General features: G+C 66.0%; 16 protein-coding genes. 11 read left to right on the forward strand and 5 right to left on the reverse strand.

Annotation, left to right across the window (positions count from 1 at the left end):
* Positions 1–480 (reverse strand): hypothetical protein, encoded by a 480-nt coding sequence (locus AAFG50_RS38880; protein WP_028173607.1) that lies wholly within the window; start codon positions 478–480, stop codon positions 1–3.
* A gap of 196 nt (positions 481–676) precedes the next feature.
* Between AAFG50_RS38880 and AAFG50_RS38885 the strand changes: the two genes are divergently transcribed.
* Positions 677–979 (forward strand): hypothetical protein, encoded by a 303-nt coding sequence (locus tag AAFG50_RS38885; RefSeq protein WP_028173608.1) that lies wholly within the window; start codon positions 677–679, stop codon positions 977–979.
* 189 nt (positions 980–1,168) lie between these two features.
* Here AAFG50_RS38885 and AAFG50_RS38890 read toward each other — a convergent pair whose 3' ends face one another.
* Both AAFG50_RS38890 and AAFG50_RS38895 read right to left on the reverse strand, forming a co-directional pair.
* The gene (locus tag AAFG50_RS38890; protein WP_028173609.1) at positions 1,169–2,383 is read right to left on the reverse strand and encodes a hypothetical protein; all 1,215 of its coding nucleotides are present in this window, start codon (positions 2,381–2,383) and stop codon (positions 1,169–1,171) included.
* Positions 2,384–2,439: 56 nt separating this feature from the next.
* Positions 2,440–3,069 (reverse strand): CoA pyrophosphatase, encoded by a 630-nt coding sequence (locus tag AAFG50_RS38895; RefSeq protein WP_028173610.1) that lies wholly within the window; start codon positions 3,067–3,069, stop codon positions 2,440–2,442.
* 68 nt (positions 3,070–3,137) lie between these two features.
* Between AAFG50_RS38895 and AAFG50_RS38900 the strand changes: the two genes are divergently transcribed.
* From AAFG50_RS38900 to AAFG50_RS38930, 7 genes are all read left to right on the forward strand, one after another.
* Positions 3,138–3,563 (forward strand): PaaI family thioesterase, encoded by a 426-nt coding sequence (locus AAFG50_RS38900; RefSeq protein ID WP_028173611.1) that lies wholly within the window; start codon positions 3,138–3,140, stop codon positions 3,561–3,563.
* A 338-nt stretch (positions 3,564–3,901) separates the two neighbouring features.
* Entirely contained in the window at positions 3,902–4,912 is a 1,011-nt protein-coding gene (locus tag AAFG50_RS38905) for an aldo/keto reductase (protein WP_028173612.1), read from the forward strand.
* A gap of 15 nt (positions 4,913–4,927) precedes the next feature.
* The gene (locus AAFG50_RS38910; protein ID WP_028173613.1) at positions 4,928–6,241 is read left to right on the forward strand and encodes a tetratricopeptide repeat protein; all 1,314 of its coding nucleotides are present in this window, start codon (positions 4,928–4,930) and stop codon (positions 6,239–6,241) included.
* A gap of 33 nt (positions 6,242–6,274) precedes the next feature.
* Positions 6,275–7,093: a CoA transferase gene (locus AAFG50_RS38915; RefSeq protein WP_028173614.1), complete on the forward strand. Its 819-nt coding sequence runs from the start codon at positions 6,275–6,277 to the stop codon at positions 7,091–7,093.
* Positions 7,093–7,836, forward strand: a complete 744-nt coding sequence (locus AAFG50_RS38920; RefSeq protein WP_028173615.1) for a CoA transferase — start codon at positions 7,093–7,095, stop codon at positions 7,834–7,836. The genes AAFG50_RS38915 and AAFG50_RS38920 overlap by 1 nt, the downstream gene beginning before the upstream one ends.
* Positions 7,837–8,039: 203 nt before the next feature.
* A complete protein-coding gene (locus AAFG50_RS38925; RefSeq protein WP_028173616.1) occupies positions 8,040–8,618 on the forward strand; it encodes a hypothetical protein in 579 nt (192 codons plus the stop codon).
* Positions 8,619–8,759: 141 nt separating this feature from the next.
* Positions 8,760–10,616 (forward strand): ATP-binding protein, encoded by a 1,857-nt coding sequence (locus AAFG50_RS38930; protein WP_028173617.1) that lies wholly within the window; start codon positions 8,760–8,762, stop codon positions 10,614–10,616.
* A 41-nt stretch (positions 10,617–10,657) separates the two neighbouring features.
* On the opposite strand, the gene AAFG50_RS38935 is transcribed toward AAFG50_RS38930, so the two are convergent.
* The gene (locus AAFG50_RS38935; protein ID WP_028173618.1) at positions 10,658–12,217 is read right to left on the reverse strand and encodes an oleate hydratase; all 1,560 of its coding nucleotides are present in this window, start codon (positions 12,215–12,217) and stop codon (positions 10,658–10,660) included.
* 268 nt (positions 12,218–12,485) lie between these two features.
* Entirely contained in the window at positions 12,486–14,297 is a 1,812-nt protein-coding gene (locus AAFG50_RS38940) for an AMP-dependent synthetase/ligase (RefSeq protein ID WP_342714090.1), read from the reverse strand.
* Between the two features lie 110 nt (positions 14,298–14,407).
* On the opposite strand from AAFG50_RS38940, the gene AAFG50_RS38945 reads away from it, so the two are divergent.
* The 3 genes from AAFG50_RS38945 (at position 14,408) to AAFG50_RS38955 (ending at position 15,953) form a co-directional block, all read left to right on the forward strand.
* Positions 14,408–14,755 carry a DUF3088 domain-containing protein gene (locus AAFG50_RS38945; protein ID WP_028173620.1) on the forward strand — a complete coding sequence of 116 codons (348 nt, stop codon included), beginning with the start codon at positions 14,408–14,410 and terminating at the stop codon, positions 14,753–14,755.
* Positions 14,756–14,898: 143 nt separating this feature from the next.
* Positions 14,899–15,468 carry a cysteine hydrolase family protein gene (locus AAFG50_RS38950; RefSeq protein ID WP_028173621.1) on the forward strand — a complete coding sequence of 190 codons (570 nt, stop codon included), beginning with the start codon at positions 14,899–14,901 and terminating at the stop codon, positions 15,466–15,468.
* A 164-nt stretch (positions 15,469–15,632) separates the two neighbouring features.
* Complete coding sequence (locus tag AAFG50_RS38955) at positions 15,633–15,953, forward strand: hypothetical protein (RefSeq protein WP_028173622.1); 321 nt, start codon at positions 15,633–15,635, stop codon at positions 15,951–15,953.
* The last annotated feature ends 38 nt before the right edge of the window (positions 15,954–15,991 follow it).

The raw sequence follows: 15,991 nt of genomic DNA on the forward strand, positions 1-15,991 counted from the left end.
TCACTGGAACGTCATGTCCAGGCACTTGGAGATGTCGGAGCCGAGGCCGGAGGAGATGATGATGCAGCCGCGCACCTTCTGCGCGGTGACGTCAGCCGCCCAGACCGAGTAGCCGCCGGGGCCGAAGAACGAATTGGTGTTCGGCGGCTCGGTCTCGGTGGCGTCGAAGTCGTAATGTCCATCGGTCTCGAAGATGCGCGGCTTCTTGGTGCAGCCGCCGTCGGTCTGGACGTTGATGACTTCCTTGTTGTCCCGGGTCAGCGCCAGCGAGACCTGGCAGCGGAAATATTCCGAGGTCCTGGTGTTGAAGAGATAGGTGTAGGACTTGCAGGTCGCCGTGTTCAGCTTGCCCGGGGCAAGGCCGCGGCTGCACGAGATCCGCTGGTTGTGGCTGAGCTGGTAATCATCGGCCCGGGCGGCCGGTGCCAGCGCCGTAAGCAACAGCGCGGCAGCCGAGCAGGCTTTAATGACATGGTTCATTCGAATCATCCCCACCAATATTTTTGTCGAATTGCGTTCTAGACGGAAAGCGGAACATAGTCGCGAGGGGACGAAGGGAAAATCACAAACTGCTGGACAAGACGTGATGCGCCGCGGCGCTTTCGCGAATTGACCCGAAAATGCCGTTCGTGATTTGTTCAAGCCGGGCACCCCGACGATGGGGGAGGATAGGATCATGGCATTTTCAACGAAGGCATTTGCAATCGCAGCCGCGCTCGGCGCATTCACAGCACCCGCATTGGCGCAGACCGAGGCGACGCCCTGGGAGCTCAAGCCCGACATGGGCTACGCCTATGACAGGGACGGCAAGACTTATTCCTACAAGATGGGCACCAGCAACGCCGGCGAGCTGCTGAAGGGCGCCAAGAAGGTGCCGAAGGGCACGCTGTTCTTCATCGGCCACAACGGCCAGCTCTACATGCGCAGCGGCCCGTATCTGGAAGGCGACGGCAAGTTCAAGTTCGGGCCGGATCAGTAAGCGCTCGCCGCACCCGAGGTCGCCCCCTCGCCCCGTTCTTACGGGGAGAGGGTTGGGGTGAGGGGCTGCTTCCGCAATCACGGTGAGAGCTGGACTCGCGGAGAGTCCCCCTCACCCGGATTGCATCTGACGATGCAATCCGACCTCTCCCCGCAAGCGGGGCGAGGTGAAAAGGCAGCTCGCCTACGACTAAAACGCCCCCGCCAGCTCCCGCGCGCCGGCATTGTTGCTGTTGCTGTCCATCCGCGTATCCGTCACCGCGAGCAGCTTCGCCACCGTGTTGTGGCGGATCGCGACCGGGTTGCGCTCGTAGCCGCCGCGCTGGAAGAAGTTCGAGGTCGGCACCTGGTCGCGCATCGCCTGCGGCATCGTCACCATGTCGAGGCCGGTGCCGTCGCCGGTGAGGTTCATCATCTCGAGCTCGGCCGCCGTGAGCGGACGCGCGTAGCCCTTTGCGCGCGCGAACAGCACCGACGTCAGCAGCTTGTGGGTCTGCAGCATCGGTCCGATATCGACGTCGAGCACCATGGCATGCATCGCCCAGCCCTGCGCGGTGTTGCCGATCTTCTCGTGCTCCGACCAGGTGTCCGGCACCGACTTCGCATGCGCCACCATTTTCTTCAGCACGGTGAGCTTGTGCTCGAGCGACTGCCGCGCCGGGCCCGAGGTCCGCGCCACCTTGTCGGAGAGCGCGCGAATGAATTCATGGCCCTGCTCGGCCAGCAGCTCGACGCTGTTGGTGGTCAGGAGCTGGTTGTAGCCCATCGCGGTCGAGATCGCGCGCTTGCCGCCATGCTCGATGCCCGCCTGCACGTCGTAACTGCCGGTGCCGCCGGTCTCGAACGAATAGACCCGCACGGCCTGCTCGCGCGTCAGCCCGGAGGCGAGCGCGTAGCGCGCATAGGCGCGCTTGAACTCGACCTCGCTGGACGGGCGCTGCGGCGTGAACTGGTAGAGCTCCTGCGCCGCACGCAGCAGATCGGCGACGACGGGGATCGGCTTTTTGGTCGGGCGCTCCGGCGTTTCCTCCGGCTCCGGATTCACCGGCCGCTTCGGCCCGTTATACAGCGGCGGATGCTCCAGCACGTAATCGTCGAGCGTGATCTGCTGCCCGCCGCGCCGCTTGGCATTGCGGGTCTTTCGCTTCTCGGAGATCTGGCTCCAATAGGCGCCGGCTTCCTCGTCGAAGGCCGCGCGCGCGGCCTGATATTCCCCGAGCTTGCGGCGATATTCGAGCACGGCGGGCGACGCCCCGCCTTGGGCAAAAAACTGCGACAGGAGCTGGGCCTTGGCATCGCGGACGGCGGGCGGCAGCGCGTCGGACGCGCCGCCACGCGCGGCGGGCGCGAGCAGGACGAGCGCGAATGGAACCAGCGCAAGGCTCTTTCGAATCGAATGATGCATGCCGCTCTCTTAACAGGCATCCGGTAACCGTCACGTTAACGCGCCGTTTACCATCGTCACTTCCAGGCGAACACCGGCTGTTCCAGCTCGGTCACGCGGGTCTGCCGCCCCGCCAGCACCTCGCGGAACTGGTAGATCAACGCCGCCGTCGGCGCGTGGATCAGGCTCATCTGGTCGTGAAAGCGGATCACTCGGCGGCTGCTTTCGGGGATCGCGGTGAAATCAAAGGCGTCGTCGCGCTCGATCGTCGCGAGCGCGATGCGATGAACAGAGGCGACCTCGTCCGGGTTCGGACGGATGGCGGCGGCGACCGTGGCCCAGACCACCACCGGCGTGATCAGATAGCCGGAGCGGGTCGGATAATCGTCGAGCGTGCCGAGCACCTCCGCGCTGGTGAGGCGAAGGCCGAGCTCCTCGTCGAGCTCGCGCAGCGCCGCCTCGACCGGCGTCTCGCCGGCATCGCAGCGTCCGCCCGGCAAGGCCCATTGGCCGCGATGAGCGCGCAGGTGCGATGCGCGCAGCGTGAGCAGGAACGCGGTGTCGTCCCCCTCGCCCGCCGCGGTCAGCGCGACCGCCACCGCGGCGCGCTTCAGCGAAGGCGCTGCGCCGTCTTCCGGCAGCCGCGTGAAGGCCGCGCAGGCGGCCGCGATATTCCGCCGTGTGGCATCGTCGAACGGTCTCATCATGCTTGACTACACCACGTCCGCCCCCGATGAAATGAGATCGCAAGGCCCGCAGAGGAATGGACGACGAGATGACCAACAAGGCCGCCGCAAGGCTCAAATCGGAGGGCTGGACCATCCTCGAGACCACGGGCTTCTTGCACTTGATCGGCCCCTTGTGGCAGCGCAAGGTCGACGGTCGCTACGAATTCGCACTCGCCACCGAGGACAAGCATCACAACCGCCGCGGCATGGTCCAGGGCGGCGTGATGATGACGTTCGCCGACCGCACCTGCGGCATGACCGCCCGCTACGTCTCCGGCAAGGAGTTCATGGCGACAGTGCAGCTCGACACCCATTTCGTCGAGGCCGGCCAGATCGGCGACATCCTGATCTCCCGCCCGCGCGTGGTGCGCGCGACGCGCAGTCTGATTTTCATGAGCACCGAAGTCAGCGTGGACCACCGCTGTGTGGTGATGGCCAACGGCGTGTTCAAGATCTTGAAGGGGCCGGCGTAGCGGCGCGTTCCGCCGTCGTCCTGGCGAAAGCCAGGACCCATTACCCCTGAGAGAAATTGCAGCGCGAACCGGTAACCGCGAATCTTCGCAAAACCAATTCCTGGGGTAATGGGTCCTGGATCGGCGCTCGCAATTGGACAACGCTACGCGTTGCCAAGCGCTCGCTTGTCCAGGACGACGATGGGGAAGCAACGGCGCTCCCCCAACCTCGTCATTGCCAGCGCAGCGAAGCACTCCAGACGCGTTCCGCGGACGCATCTCTGGATTGCTTTGCAGCGCTCGCAATGACGGAGCGGGATGGCTATGCTGCTCCCACAAGAGGCAGCAAGGATCCGCCCATGCAATACCGCCAGCTCGGCCGCACTGGCCTGAAAGTCTCGCCGATTTGTCTGGGCACCATGATGTTCGGCGGACCGACCGATGAAGCCGCGTCAACGCGGATCATCGCGAAGGCGCATGATGCCGGAATCAATTTCATCGACACCGCCGACGCCTATTCGAAGGGCGGCTCCGAAGAGGTCGTCGGTCGCGCGATCGGCAACAACCGCCATGCCTGGGTGCTGGCGACCAAGCTCGCCAACCCCATGGGCGACGATCCCAACCGCGTCGGCCTGTCGCGGCGCTGGGTGTTGCAGGCCGCGGACGAAAGCCTCAAGCGGCTCGGCACCGACCACATCGACATCTACTATCTGCACAAGGAGGACCATGCGACGCCGCTGGAGGAGACGGTGCGCGCGATGGGCGATCTGATCCGCGCGGGCAAGGTGCGCTATTTCGGCGTCTCGAACTATCGCGCCTGGCGCGTCGCCGAGATCTGCAACATCTGCGACCGGCTCGGCATCGACCGGCCCGCGGTGAGCCAACCCTATTACAACGCGATGAACCGCATGCCCGAGGTCGAGCACTTTCCGGCCTGCGCCTACTACGGCCTCGGCATCGTGCCCTATAGCCCCTTGGCGCGCGGCGTGCTCACCGGCAAGTACAAGCCGGATGCAGCCCCGGACAAGGAGACGCGTGCGGGACGCAACGACACCCGCATGATGCAGACGGAATGGCGGCCGGAGTCGCTCCAGCTCGCGCAGGAGATCAAGAGCCACGCCGAGAAGAAAGGCATCACCGCCGGCCAGTTCGCGGTCGCCTGGGTGCTGAACTCCGCTTTCGTCTCCTCGATTGTGGCGGGCCCGCGCACCGAGGAGCAGTGGGACGGCTACATCAGCGCACTCGACTATCGCTTCACCAGCGAGGACGAAGCCCTGATCGACCGCCTGGTGACGCCGGGCCATCCCTCGACACCGGGCTACAACGATCCGGCCTATCCGATCGAAGGCCGCCGCGCGCGAACGGCATAACAGCGGGAGGCGACGATGGCGCATGAAGACCGATACGGCCTGCCGTTCTCCACCAACTCGCACGAAGCGGCATCCGCCTATCGCGACGGCGTCGACCTCATGCTGGCGGGCTGGACCGGTACGGCGGAGACGCTGGAGCGCGCCATCGCCGCCGATCCGGACTTTGCGCTTCCCCTTATCGCCCGCGCCCGCGTGCATGCCTTCTACCAGCAGGGCGACCTCGCGCGACAGAAGGCGGCGGCCGCGCGTGAGCTCGTTGCAAAGCGCGGCACGGAACGTGAGCGTTCGCATGTCGAGACCCTGGCGCTGGCGATCGAGGGACGGCTGCCCGAGGCGATTGCGGCGACGCTGAAACACGTCGAGGCATGGCCGCGCGATGCCGTGGTGTTGTCGCTGCCGCTCGGCGCGTTCGGCCTGTTCGCCTTCTCCGGCATGGCCGATCACGACCGCGCGCGGCATGAGCTGTGCGAGCGCGTCGCGCGGCATTATGGCGAAGACTGGTGGTTCCTCACCATGTCCGGCTGGGCGATGACCGAGAACGGCGACGTAGCCCGCGGCCGCGGCATCACCGAGCGCGGCTTCGCCCTGCGCCGGCAGAATGCCCATGCCGCGCACGCCGTGCTGCATGCGATGTTCGAGGACGGCTCGATCGAGGCGGCCGACCGTCTCGTCGACGAGTGGATTCCCACTTACGACCGCGCCGGAATCCTGCACGGCCACATCCGCTGGCACCAGGCGCTCGGCGCGCTCGAGCATGGCGACGCCGCACGCGCACTTGCGATCTATGCCGACGTGCTGCAGCCCTCCGCGACGCAGGCGCCGCCGCTCAACGTCGTCACCGACGGCGCCTCGCTGCTCTGGCGCCTGTCCGCTTATGGCCACGCCGTGCCGCAGGAACTCTGGCTCGACGCCGACTCCGCCGCGCAAAAACTGTTTCCGAAATCGAGCCTGCCGTTCGCCGACGTCCACATGGCGCTATTCGCCGCCGCAACGCAAAACCGCGGCGCGCTCGCCGCGCGCCTTGCCGTGATCGAGCAGCGGGTCGCCGAGGGCAAGCTGCCGGCCGGCCCCGTGGTGCCGGCGATCTGCCGCGCGCTGGCGGCCTTTGCGGACGCGGACTATGCGGCCTGCGTGCGGACGCTCGCACCCGTGCTCGCCGACGTCGTCCGCATCGGCGGCAGCCATGCCCAGCGCGAATTGATCGAGGACACCTTTATTGTCGCCCTCATGCGCGGCGGCGAGCTGGCGCGCGCCCGCAGCATGCTCGACGCCCGCCTGCATCGCCGCCCCTCCCTGCGCGATACGCGCTGGCAGGCGGCGATGGCTTGAGGCAGGATAAGAAAAACAAAGCGGAGGACGCCCATGACCGAGATCGTTGCACTGGAGGCGCTGGCCAGCCGCGTTGCATCGGGGCAATCGCTGGCCGTCCCCGTGGACCGCTCCGGCGTCGCGATGGCCGCGACCGCCGCCATCATCGCGGCCGGCATCGACAATCTTCATCTGGTCTGCGTCCCCATCAGCGGCATGCAGGCCGATCTCCTGATCGGTGCCGGTGCGGTCAAGACGCTCGAGACCAGCGCCATCTCGCTCGGCGAAGCCGGCGGCGCGCCGCGTTTCGGCGCCGCGGTGCGGGCGGGTAGCGTAACGCTGCGCGATGCCACCTGCCCCGCAATTCACGCCGGCCTGATAGCGGCGCAACACGGCGTGCCCTTCATGCCGATCGCCGGCATCATCGGCAGCGATCTGCTCGAGGTGCGGCCGGACTGGAAGGTGATCGACAGCCCGGTCGGCGAGGCGCGCAAGGTCGTGGTGGTGCCGGCGATCAAGCCCGACGTTGCGCTGTTCCATGCGCCGGAGGCCGACCGTGCCGGCAATATCAGGATCGGCCGCTTCCGTGAGCTCGCCACCATGGCCTATGCCGCAAAGCGCACGCTGGTCACCGTCGAACGCATCGTCGACCGCGATCTGTTCGAGACGGAGGATTCCGCCGCCGGCGTGCTGCCCTCGCTCTATGTCGACGCCATCGCGGTTGCCGAGCGCGGCGCCTGGCCGCTGGCGCTGTGGAATGAATATCCCGCCGACGAGGCCGAGATCGCGCGCTATGCGGCGATGGCGCGCAGCGAAGACGGCTTCCGCGCCTATCTCTCCGGCTTCCTGACGCATCGCAAGCAGGTGGCCTGATGTCATCGGAACGCGAACGGCGCGAAATCCTGATCGCCACCATCGCCGACCTGCTCGACGGCATCCGTCACGTCGCGGTCGGCGCATCGTCGCCGATCCCGGCGGCCGGTGCGATGCTGCTGCGCGCACGCAACGAACTCTGTGGCAAACCGTCGGTGCGCATCTCGATCCTGGGATCGCAGCGGCATAATTTCTTCACCAATGGCGGCATCGAGCTGTTCGACTGCGCCGCGCAAGGAAGGGTCGACGCCTTCTTTCTCGGCGGTGGCCAGATCGACGGCGCGGGCAACATCAACCTCGTCGGCACCGGCGATTACCCGAAGACCGATGTGCGCTGGCCCGGCTCGTTCGGCTCGGCCTATCTCTACCATCTCATTCCGCGCGTGATCCTGTTTCGCGAGGAGCACACCCCGCGCGTGTTCGTGCCGAAGGTCGACTTCGTCAGCGCCCGGGCGACCACACCGGAGGTCCCTCGCCGCGGCGGGCCATACGCGCTCCTGACCAACATGGCGCTGTTCGACTTCGACCGCGAGGCAGGCGGCTTCGCCCTGCGCTCGGTGCATCCGCCCTTCACGCCGGCCGACATCAGGGAAAATACCGGCTTCACCTATGAAGAACCGGAGGTCGTGCGGGAAACCGCGCGGCCCGATTCCGCAACCCTGGCATTGCTGCGCGGCCGGATTTTCGACGAGCTCGCCGAGACTTACCCGGCCTTTGCAAGGACCATGAAGCAGGCGGCGTGACCCTCCGGTTCTGCCACGAAAAAAACACTGGCCTGACGGCAAGTGCCTGCCGGGATGGTTGGGCGATTTTGGGCGAATCGCCGATGGGTGGCGCGGTGGTATTCCAGACGGGCTTGGCGGCACAAACGGGATCGCAACCAATTTGCGGTTCGATGGTTGTTGAGCGGAACCTTTCCGCGGTCCCCTGGCCTATGAGCCTCACGATGCGCCTCTGCCGACCGGCCCTCGCAGCAGCCTTCGTTGTCCTCGCAAGCCCTTGTTTTGCTGAGTCTTCCAGGCCGATTCCCGTCAACAATCAGCCGGCGCAGCAGACCGCCTTCATCGATCTGCTGGCGCTGATGTCCGGCCACTGCAAGACGCTCAAGGTCGCGGGGCGTACCCTTGCCTGCAAGACGGTGGCCTACGCCCATGGCGACACGGGCCGGGTCAATTTCGCCGTCGCTGTCGACGACCCCACTGATGCGAACCACGTCGTGTCGTTCTCCGGCGAGAACGGCAAGCGGGCCGACGACAACTCCTACGAGCTGCCGATCGACCGCATGCTGCTCAACTCCAAGGACCGGCCCAAGGTCGACGGCCTGCCGGTGCCGGCGGAGCAGACCTCCACCGGAATCTGCCGCCAGACCGGCAATTTCGCCGCCCGGAAGGTGACCGATGTCACCTGCTCCGCCACCGACAGCGAGGGCAGGAAGTACGAGCTCCTGTTCGTCTCCGACGGCACGCCGGTAAGCGTGCGCCGCATCAGGCAATCGTCGCCGTCGATCCAGGATCCGTTCAAGTAGCGGCCCCTTGTGTCGCCCTGCTTGTCACCGGGGTGAGCACGCATCCTTCCGTTGAAACTCCAGGTCAGGCGGTTATGCTCTCGCGTGCATCCTCATTGAGGAGACCCGATTGCATCCAGAGGCGAGGCCGAGAGTCCGGCAATGCGTGTGATCCGCGGGCTCGCGCGCATCCTGATCGCCTGCTTGTTCGCTGGCCTCTCGCATGAATGCGTCGCAGCCGACGGCCCCCAGCAGCGTTCGGTCCTGGTTCTGGAAGAAGCCGATTTTCGCTCGCCCTTTTATTCGGAGATCTTTGCCGGAATCCGCACCGCCGCGAAGCAGAACGGGAAGAGCAACACGGTGATCTACGGCGAAAGCCTCGATCTCGCCCGCTTCCCGGGACCGGACTATGAATTGAGCCTGGTCGGTCACCTCAAGACCAAATATGCGCAGCGGCCGATCGACGTCATCGTTTCGATCGGCGTCGCATCGGCGAAATTCCTTCAGAAGCGGAAGCAGGACATCTGGCCCGCCGCGCCCGTGGTATACGGCTTCGTTCCCGACCTGCCTGAGACGCGCGCGCTGTTCCTGCCCGATACGACGGCCGTCTTCGCCAGAGTGAGGCCGACACACCTCCTGACCGCAGCGCGCGCAATCGTTCCCGACCTGACGCGTGTCGTCCTGGTGGGCGAGGCCTGGAAGAATCCGCTGGTGTACGGACATTGGAAGCAGGACTTCGCGGCCGCAATGCCCGATCTCGAAGTCATCGATCTGTCCGGCGCGGTGCTGCGTGAGGTCCGCAGTCGCGTCGCTTCCCTGCCCGACCGCTCCGCGATCCTGACCTCGGCGATGTATTCCGACGGCGAAGGCACCTATTACGCCCCGGCCTCGGCGCTCGCACGCGTTGCCGAGAGTGCGAACCGCCCGATCATCATAACGTCCGATACGTTCCTCGGACGGTCGGGCGTGGGTGGCTTCCTGCTGCTGCCCGAAATCATCGGGCGGGAAGCCGGCGAAGTGGCGATGCGGATCCTCGACGGCGAAGCGCCCTCGAGCATCGCACCTTTCAGCGGAAACAACGTGAGGCCGATCTTCGACTGGCGGCAGCTGAAACGCTGGAATGTGGACGAAGCCAATCTGCCCCCCGGCAGCGAGGTGCGTTTCCGCCAACCGACCTTCTGGGAGCAGTATTACTGGCACTCCGCGATCGTCGCGGGCGTGGTGCTGGTGCAGGCGCTGATGATCACCATTCTGCTGCGCGAGCGCCGTCTGCGCTTCGTGGCCGAGGTCGAGGCGCGCCAGCGCATGTCGGAGCTCGCCCACATGAACCGCCGCGCGACCGCGGGAGAGATGTCCGTCTCGCTCGCACACGAGCTGAACCAGCCGCTCGCCGCCATTCTGATCAATGCCGAGACGGCCCAGCAGATATTACAGAGTCCGGCGCCCGACCTCGGCGAGATCAGGGACATCCTGGACCACATCCGCCGTGACGATCAGCGGGCCGCCGAAGTCATCGGCCGGCTGCGCTCGTTTCTGAAGCGAGACCCGGCCGAACGGCGCGAGCTCGACCTCAATGCCACTGTCGGCGAGGTGTTTCGATTCCTCTCCGTGCAGGCCCTGACCCACGATGTTGAACTCGTCATGCAACCGTCGTCCGCAGACATTCGCGTGAAAGGCGACAAGATTCAGCTCCAGCAGGCCATCCTCAATCTCGTCGTGAACGGCATGGAGGCTGTGGCCCATCTTCCGGACGAGCGGCGCCGCGTCGTCGGACGAACCAGTCTCACCGAGGGCAACCTCGCCCTTGTCTCCATCGCCGACAAGGGCGACGGCATCCTCGCGGAGAAAGTCGCCGAGATCTTCAAGCCGTTCTTCACGACCAAGGCGCAAGGCATGGGCATAGGCCTCTCGATCGCGCATACCATCGTCCAGGCGCATGGCGGCCGCATCTGGGCCGAAAACGTCCCGTCAGGGGGCGTCGTTTTTCACGTCAGCCTGCCGCTGGCAGCGCCGCGATAGGCGCCGTCGCGTGCGCCGGCGACGTCATCCCGGCGAAAGCCTCAAGCGAACGCCTTCTCCAGGGTCGCGAAGATCACCGCGAGCGACTTGTCATGGCGGGTCACCGGCGGCACCGGGCGCTCGATCTTCATGAGCTGATAGACCGCCATCTGCGCCGCGCGCACCGAATATTCGACGGTGAACACGACGTCGTCGGGGATCTCGACGAACTGGCTGACGAAGGCAAGGTTGACGGAATTCCTGGGCACCGGCAGCGGCCGGTCGGTCACGTTGCGCGGCATGAACATGCTGGTGATGTAGGGCATGCGGCAGGGAATGCAGGTCGCAGTCTCGAACACGTCGCGATCGAAATTCAGGTGCCCGCACAGCTCGTTCAGGATGTCGGCGCCGCCGCACTCGGACATCGGCTTCCCGACGAAATTGCCGATGCGGTCCGGATGCAGCGCATAGCCCCAGAACACCTGAACGTCCTTCGGCTGGCCGGCGAAATGCGGCTGATGATACAGCACCGCCGACATCAACCAGTTGGAATCCCGGAACGTCACCAGCCCGCCGGTGCCGGCCCTGTTGCCCGAGAACGCCTCCATCTTGTCGAAGAAGCGCGGATCGCGGCAGGTGACGGTGAAGGACAGCCAGTACGATTCCGGGATCGAGCTGTTGAACGCGGACGGATTGCCGAATTCGGGACGTCCTTGCGCGATCGTCTCCCACAGCGCCCAGCCCTGGCTGTCGGCCTTGGTCAGGTGCGGCGGCGGCTCGGTCATGGTGCCCAGGCTCGAAGCATCCGTCATCGAGCCGTTCTGGAAGAACACGAGATCGCCGTCCTCGATGCGGACGTTGGCGGTGCGGCCGTCGCGATCGAGCACCAGCTGGCGCACGCGCACGCGTCCGCCCTCGTCTTCGAGCGTCATGTCGGTGACGGCCGTGCCGCGCACGAACTGCACGCCTTGCCGCTTCAGCCAGTCGGCAAGCGGCTGTACGATCGCGTCATACTGGTTGTAGACGGTACGCTTGACCCCGGCGAGGGTTTCGATGCGCGGGAATTCGCTCATGAAGCGGTGCAGATAGCGCCTCAGCTCGACCGCGCTGTGCCAGGGCTGGAAGGCGAAAGTGGTCTGCCACATGTACCAGAAATTGGACTCGAAGAATTTTGGCGACAGCCAGTCGGTGATGCGGCTGTTGCCGAGCGTCTCCTCCGAGGCCTCGGTGAGCCGCAGCAGCTCGAGCCGGTCGCGCGCGGAAAAGCCCATGTGGGAGACGTCGATCTTGAAGCGGTTGCGGTCAACCAGCCGCGCCCGCGAATGCGCCGGGTTCTCCTCGTTGAACGCGACGGTCTCGTCGCGCACGCTCAGGCCCGGACGCTCGAGCGAGGGGATGCTCGACAGCAGGTCCCAGGTGCATTCGTAATGGTCGGTGGTGAGCATGCGCCCGCCGCGCAGCGAATAGGCGCCGTTCGCGAGCAGTGCGCCGTCGAGGCTGCCGCCGACCAGCGGCTGCGCCTCGTAGATCACGATGTCGCGACCCGGCAGCTGCGCGTCGCGAACCAGGAACGCCGCGCCCGCGAGCGATCCGATGCCACCACCGATGAAATACGCCTTCATGACTTGCCTCGACTGCAATTCGAACTTTCGCGGCGACATTGCATGAGGGCCAGCGAGCGAAGTTGCGCTGGATCAAGCGCGATGGACACGGCGTTCAAGAGGATGTGAGCGCTTTCTTCTCCCTCTCCCCGTTCTTACGGGGAGAGGGTTGGGGTGAGGGGCTGCTTCAGCAATGACGGTGAGAGTTATACTCGCGGAGGCTCCCCCTCACCCATATCGCATCTTCGATGCGATATGGCCTCTCCCCGCAAGCGGGGAGAGGCGAAGATCAGGCCGGCTTCTTCGCGTAGATCTGCGCGATCTCCTCGGCGAAGCGGTGTTCGAGCGCGGGGCGCTTGTTCTTCAGCGTCGGCGTGAGCAGGCCGCTAGCAATGGTCCAGGGGTCCAGCGTCCACCATACCGCGCGCGGCGTCGCGTAGGACGGATAGGCCTTCACGGCCGCTGCGATTCGCGCAAGCAGCGCGGCCCGCTCCGCCGCACCGCCTTGCTTGCCGCTCGCAGCCAACCTTTCCTTCTCCTGCACCCAGGCCTTGGCGTTGAGCACGACCAGCGCGGCGAGAAACGGGCGCTGCTCGCCGACCACCAGCGCCTGCTCGAACAGGGGATCGGCCAGGATCGCGGTCTCGAGATCGACCGGCGCGATCTTCTCGCCGGTGGACGTCACGAGGATATCCTTGATGCGGCCGGTGATGGTGATGCGCCCGTTCTCGATGCGGGCCTGATCGCCGGTGTGCAGCCAGCCATCGGCCTCCTTCACGCGGCGCGTCTCCTCGGGCTTGTGCCAGTAGCCTAGCATCACGCTTGGGCCACGCACCAGCAGCTCGTCGTTCTCACCCAGCCTGGCCTCGACGCCGTCGAGCACATGGCCGACCGAGCGCGGATCGTTGTCCTCGGGGGTGTTGACCGAAACCACCGGCGAGGTCTCGGTCATGCCGTAGCCCTGGAGAATGTCGAGCCCGAGTGCGAGAAACAGACGAATGACGGGCTCGGCGATCGGCGCGCCGCCGGAAACCGCGACGCGCAACCGGCCGCCGAGCTGCGCCAGCACCTTGTCGGCGACGAGCTGCTTCAGCAGCGGCCAGGCCAGCCGGTCGAGCAGCGACAGTGCGCCGCGTCCCTGCCGCGCGTCGAACCGCCGGCCGCCGACGGCAATCGTGAGATCGAGCAGCGCCCGCTCGATGCTTCCGGCCGATGCGCGGTGCTGCATGATCAGCGCGTAGACGCGCTCGTAGATCCGCGGCACTGAGACCAGCACCGTCGGCCGCACATGCTTGAGGTCGTCCCCGAGTTGCGGCACCGAGCGCGCATAGGCGACGCAGGCCCCGGCCGCGATCGGATAGTAATAGCCGCCGGTGCGCTCGAACGTGTGCGAGAGCGGCAGGAAGGACAGAAAGACGTCGTCGGGCGACGCCGCGATGCGATGCGCGATCGCCTTCACATTGGCGACAACGTTGTCATGCGACAGCATCACGCCCTTCGGCCGCCCGGTCGTGCCCGAGGTGTAGACGATGGCGGCAAGATCGTCCGGCGCCACCGCGACGTCGGACAATGGCGCGGTCGCGCCAGGCGCGGACGCAAGCCACTGGTCGAGCGCGACGATGCGTGCATCGGCCGGCACCGGTCCGGTCATGTCGGCACAGACGATGCGCTTGAGCGCATCGAGCGGCTGGCCGGTGGCCACGATCGCCTGCCAGCGCGCCAGCGTATCGACGAACAGCAGCAGCGCGCCGGAATCGGCGAGGATGTAGGCGATGCTGTCGGGGTTGTCGACCGCATGCATCGGCACCGGCACGAGACCGCGCGACAGCGACGCCTGGTCCATCGCGATATGCGCAATGCCGTTCGGCATCAGGATGGCGACGCGCTCGCCCGGCAAAAAATTCTCCGCGGCCAGCGCCCGCCGCCACAGCTCGAATTCCGCGTCGATCTCGTGCCAGGACTGGCTGACCCAGCGCCCGGCATGCGCGTCGAAATGGCGATAGGCTTCCGCCGCCGGCGTCGCCTCGACGCGCCAGCGCAGCAGCTCAGGCAGTGTCTTCACGTCGGCGAGCGTCTGCGGTTGACTGATCGGCCCCGGCATGGCGTCCTTTCCTTCACCGTCGATTCCCATGAATCTGGGGACTCGACACTAGGCCGGCCAGCCCTCGCCGCCTTGATCCTCAGCAAGGCGGCCATGCTTCGGAGCGATCCATGACGCGCGACCTGCTGTTTCTGCTGCGCCCGGGGTTCGAGGACCCGGCCTATCCGGGCCGGCGCTTCTATTGCTGGCATTGCGCGCTGATGGAGGGCGTGCTCGCTTCGTTTCCGGCGCTCGCCGAAAAGCTCGACGTCGAGCGCATCGCGTGGCCGCAGCCGCGGCAGGCCGTGATCGCGCTGGTCGGGGAGGAGAACCAGTCGCTGCCGCTGCTCGTGCTGGCAGACGGCGCGACATCGCGGCACCAGACCGGCACCCACCGCGGCCGCGCCTTCATCGCCGACAAGGACGCCATCCTCGCCGCGCTCTCCGAACGCCACGGCTTTCCCGATCCGCATCCGTAGGAACGTCGACGTAGCCCGGATGGAGCGCAGCGCAATCCGGGCCACGGACCTGCAATGACGTCGCGAAACGAGGGAAGATTGGCATTGCGCATCCCCGATCGCCTCGCATACTCGGCCCGACAAGCCGTCCGAAAGGTCCGATCATGCCGCACCCCCTCCCCGCCCTTATCGTCATCGACGTCCAGCGCGCGTTCGACGAATGGGAGGCGGCGGGCAAGCGCCGCAACAATCCGGACGCGGTGGCCCGCATCGTCGATCTGCTCGCGGCGTTCAGGGCAAACGGTGCGCCGATCTTTCATATCCGCCACGAGGGCACGAAGCCAAATTCGTCGTTTCTGCCATCGCGCTCTGGCTACGCCGTCAAGGACGAGGCGCGCGAACAGGACGGCGAGGCGGTGATCGTCAAGCGCGTCAACAGCGCCTTCATCGGCACGGACCTCGAGACGCGCCTGCGCGCAAGCGGCATCACCACGCTCGTCATTTGCGGCGCCACCACCAACCATTGCGTGGAGACGACGACGCGGATGGCCGGCAATCTCGGATTCGACACGCGGCTCGTGCGCGATGCGACCTGGACCTTCGACCGGATCGGACCCGATGGCGACGCACATTCCGCCGAGGAGATCCATGCGATGACGCTGTCGAATCTCAACGGCGAGTTCGCGCGCATCGTCACCGCGGGCGAGGTGATCGCATCATTCGCGGCGAAGTGATGGCAGCAGTGCGATCAATGCCGGTGATGCGACAATAAATCTCACGCCGCGCGATCATCCGCGCCGAATCGGACAGCGCCTGCTGCGTCGTTTCGACGCCCGCACTGGCCGGAACGCAACCAGCGCCCATGTGTTGTCACACGACATTCAACTGGAGTGATGACATGAAGTATCTCATTGTCGCGATGGCCGTCGGTGCCGCGGCGCTTGCCGGCGGATCGGCGGCGAACGCGGCCAACACCACAAGCGCGAAGCAAAGCGCGCGGGGAGGCCAGCCGACCGACATCAGCGCGCAGCACAGGCACCACCATCATGGCTATCGCCATCATCAATGGCGCCATCACCACCATGGCTATTATCGTCCGCACTACCGGAGCTACGGCTATTACCCGCGGCACCACGGTTACTACGGCGGCGGCCCGTACGGATACTATGGTGGCGGCGGTCCGGGTGTGACCTTCAGCTTCGGCGGCAACCGCTGGTAAGCCGGCGATCGGCTGCGAACGAAGGGCCCGCGACCACG

The sequence above is a fragment of the Bradyrhizobium sp. B039 genome (assembly GCF_038965675.1).
In the GTDB taxonomy this organism is placed as follows: domain Bacteria; phylum Pseudomonadota; class Alphaproteobacteria; order Rhizobiales; family Xanthobacteraceae; genus Bradyrhizobium; species Bradyrhizobium diazoefficiens.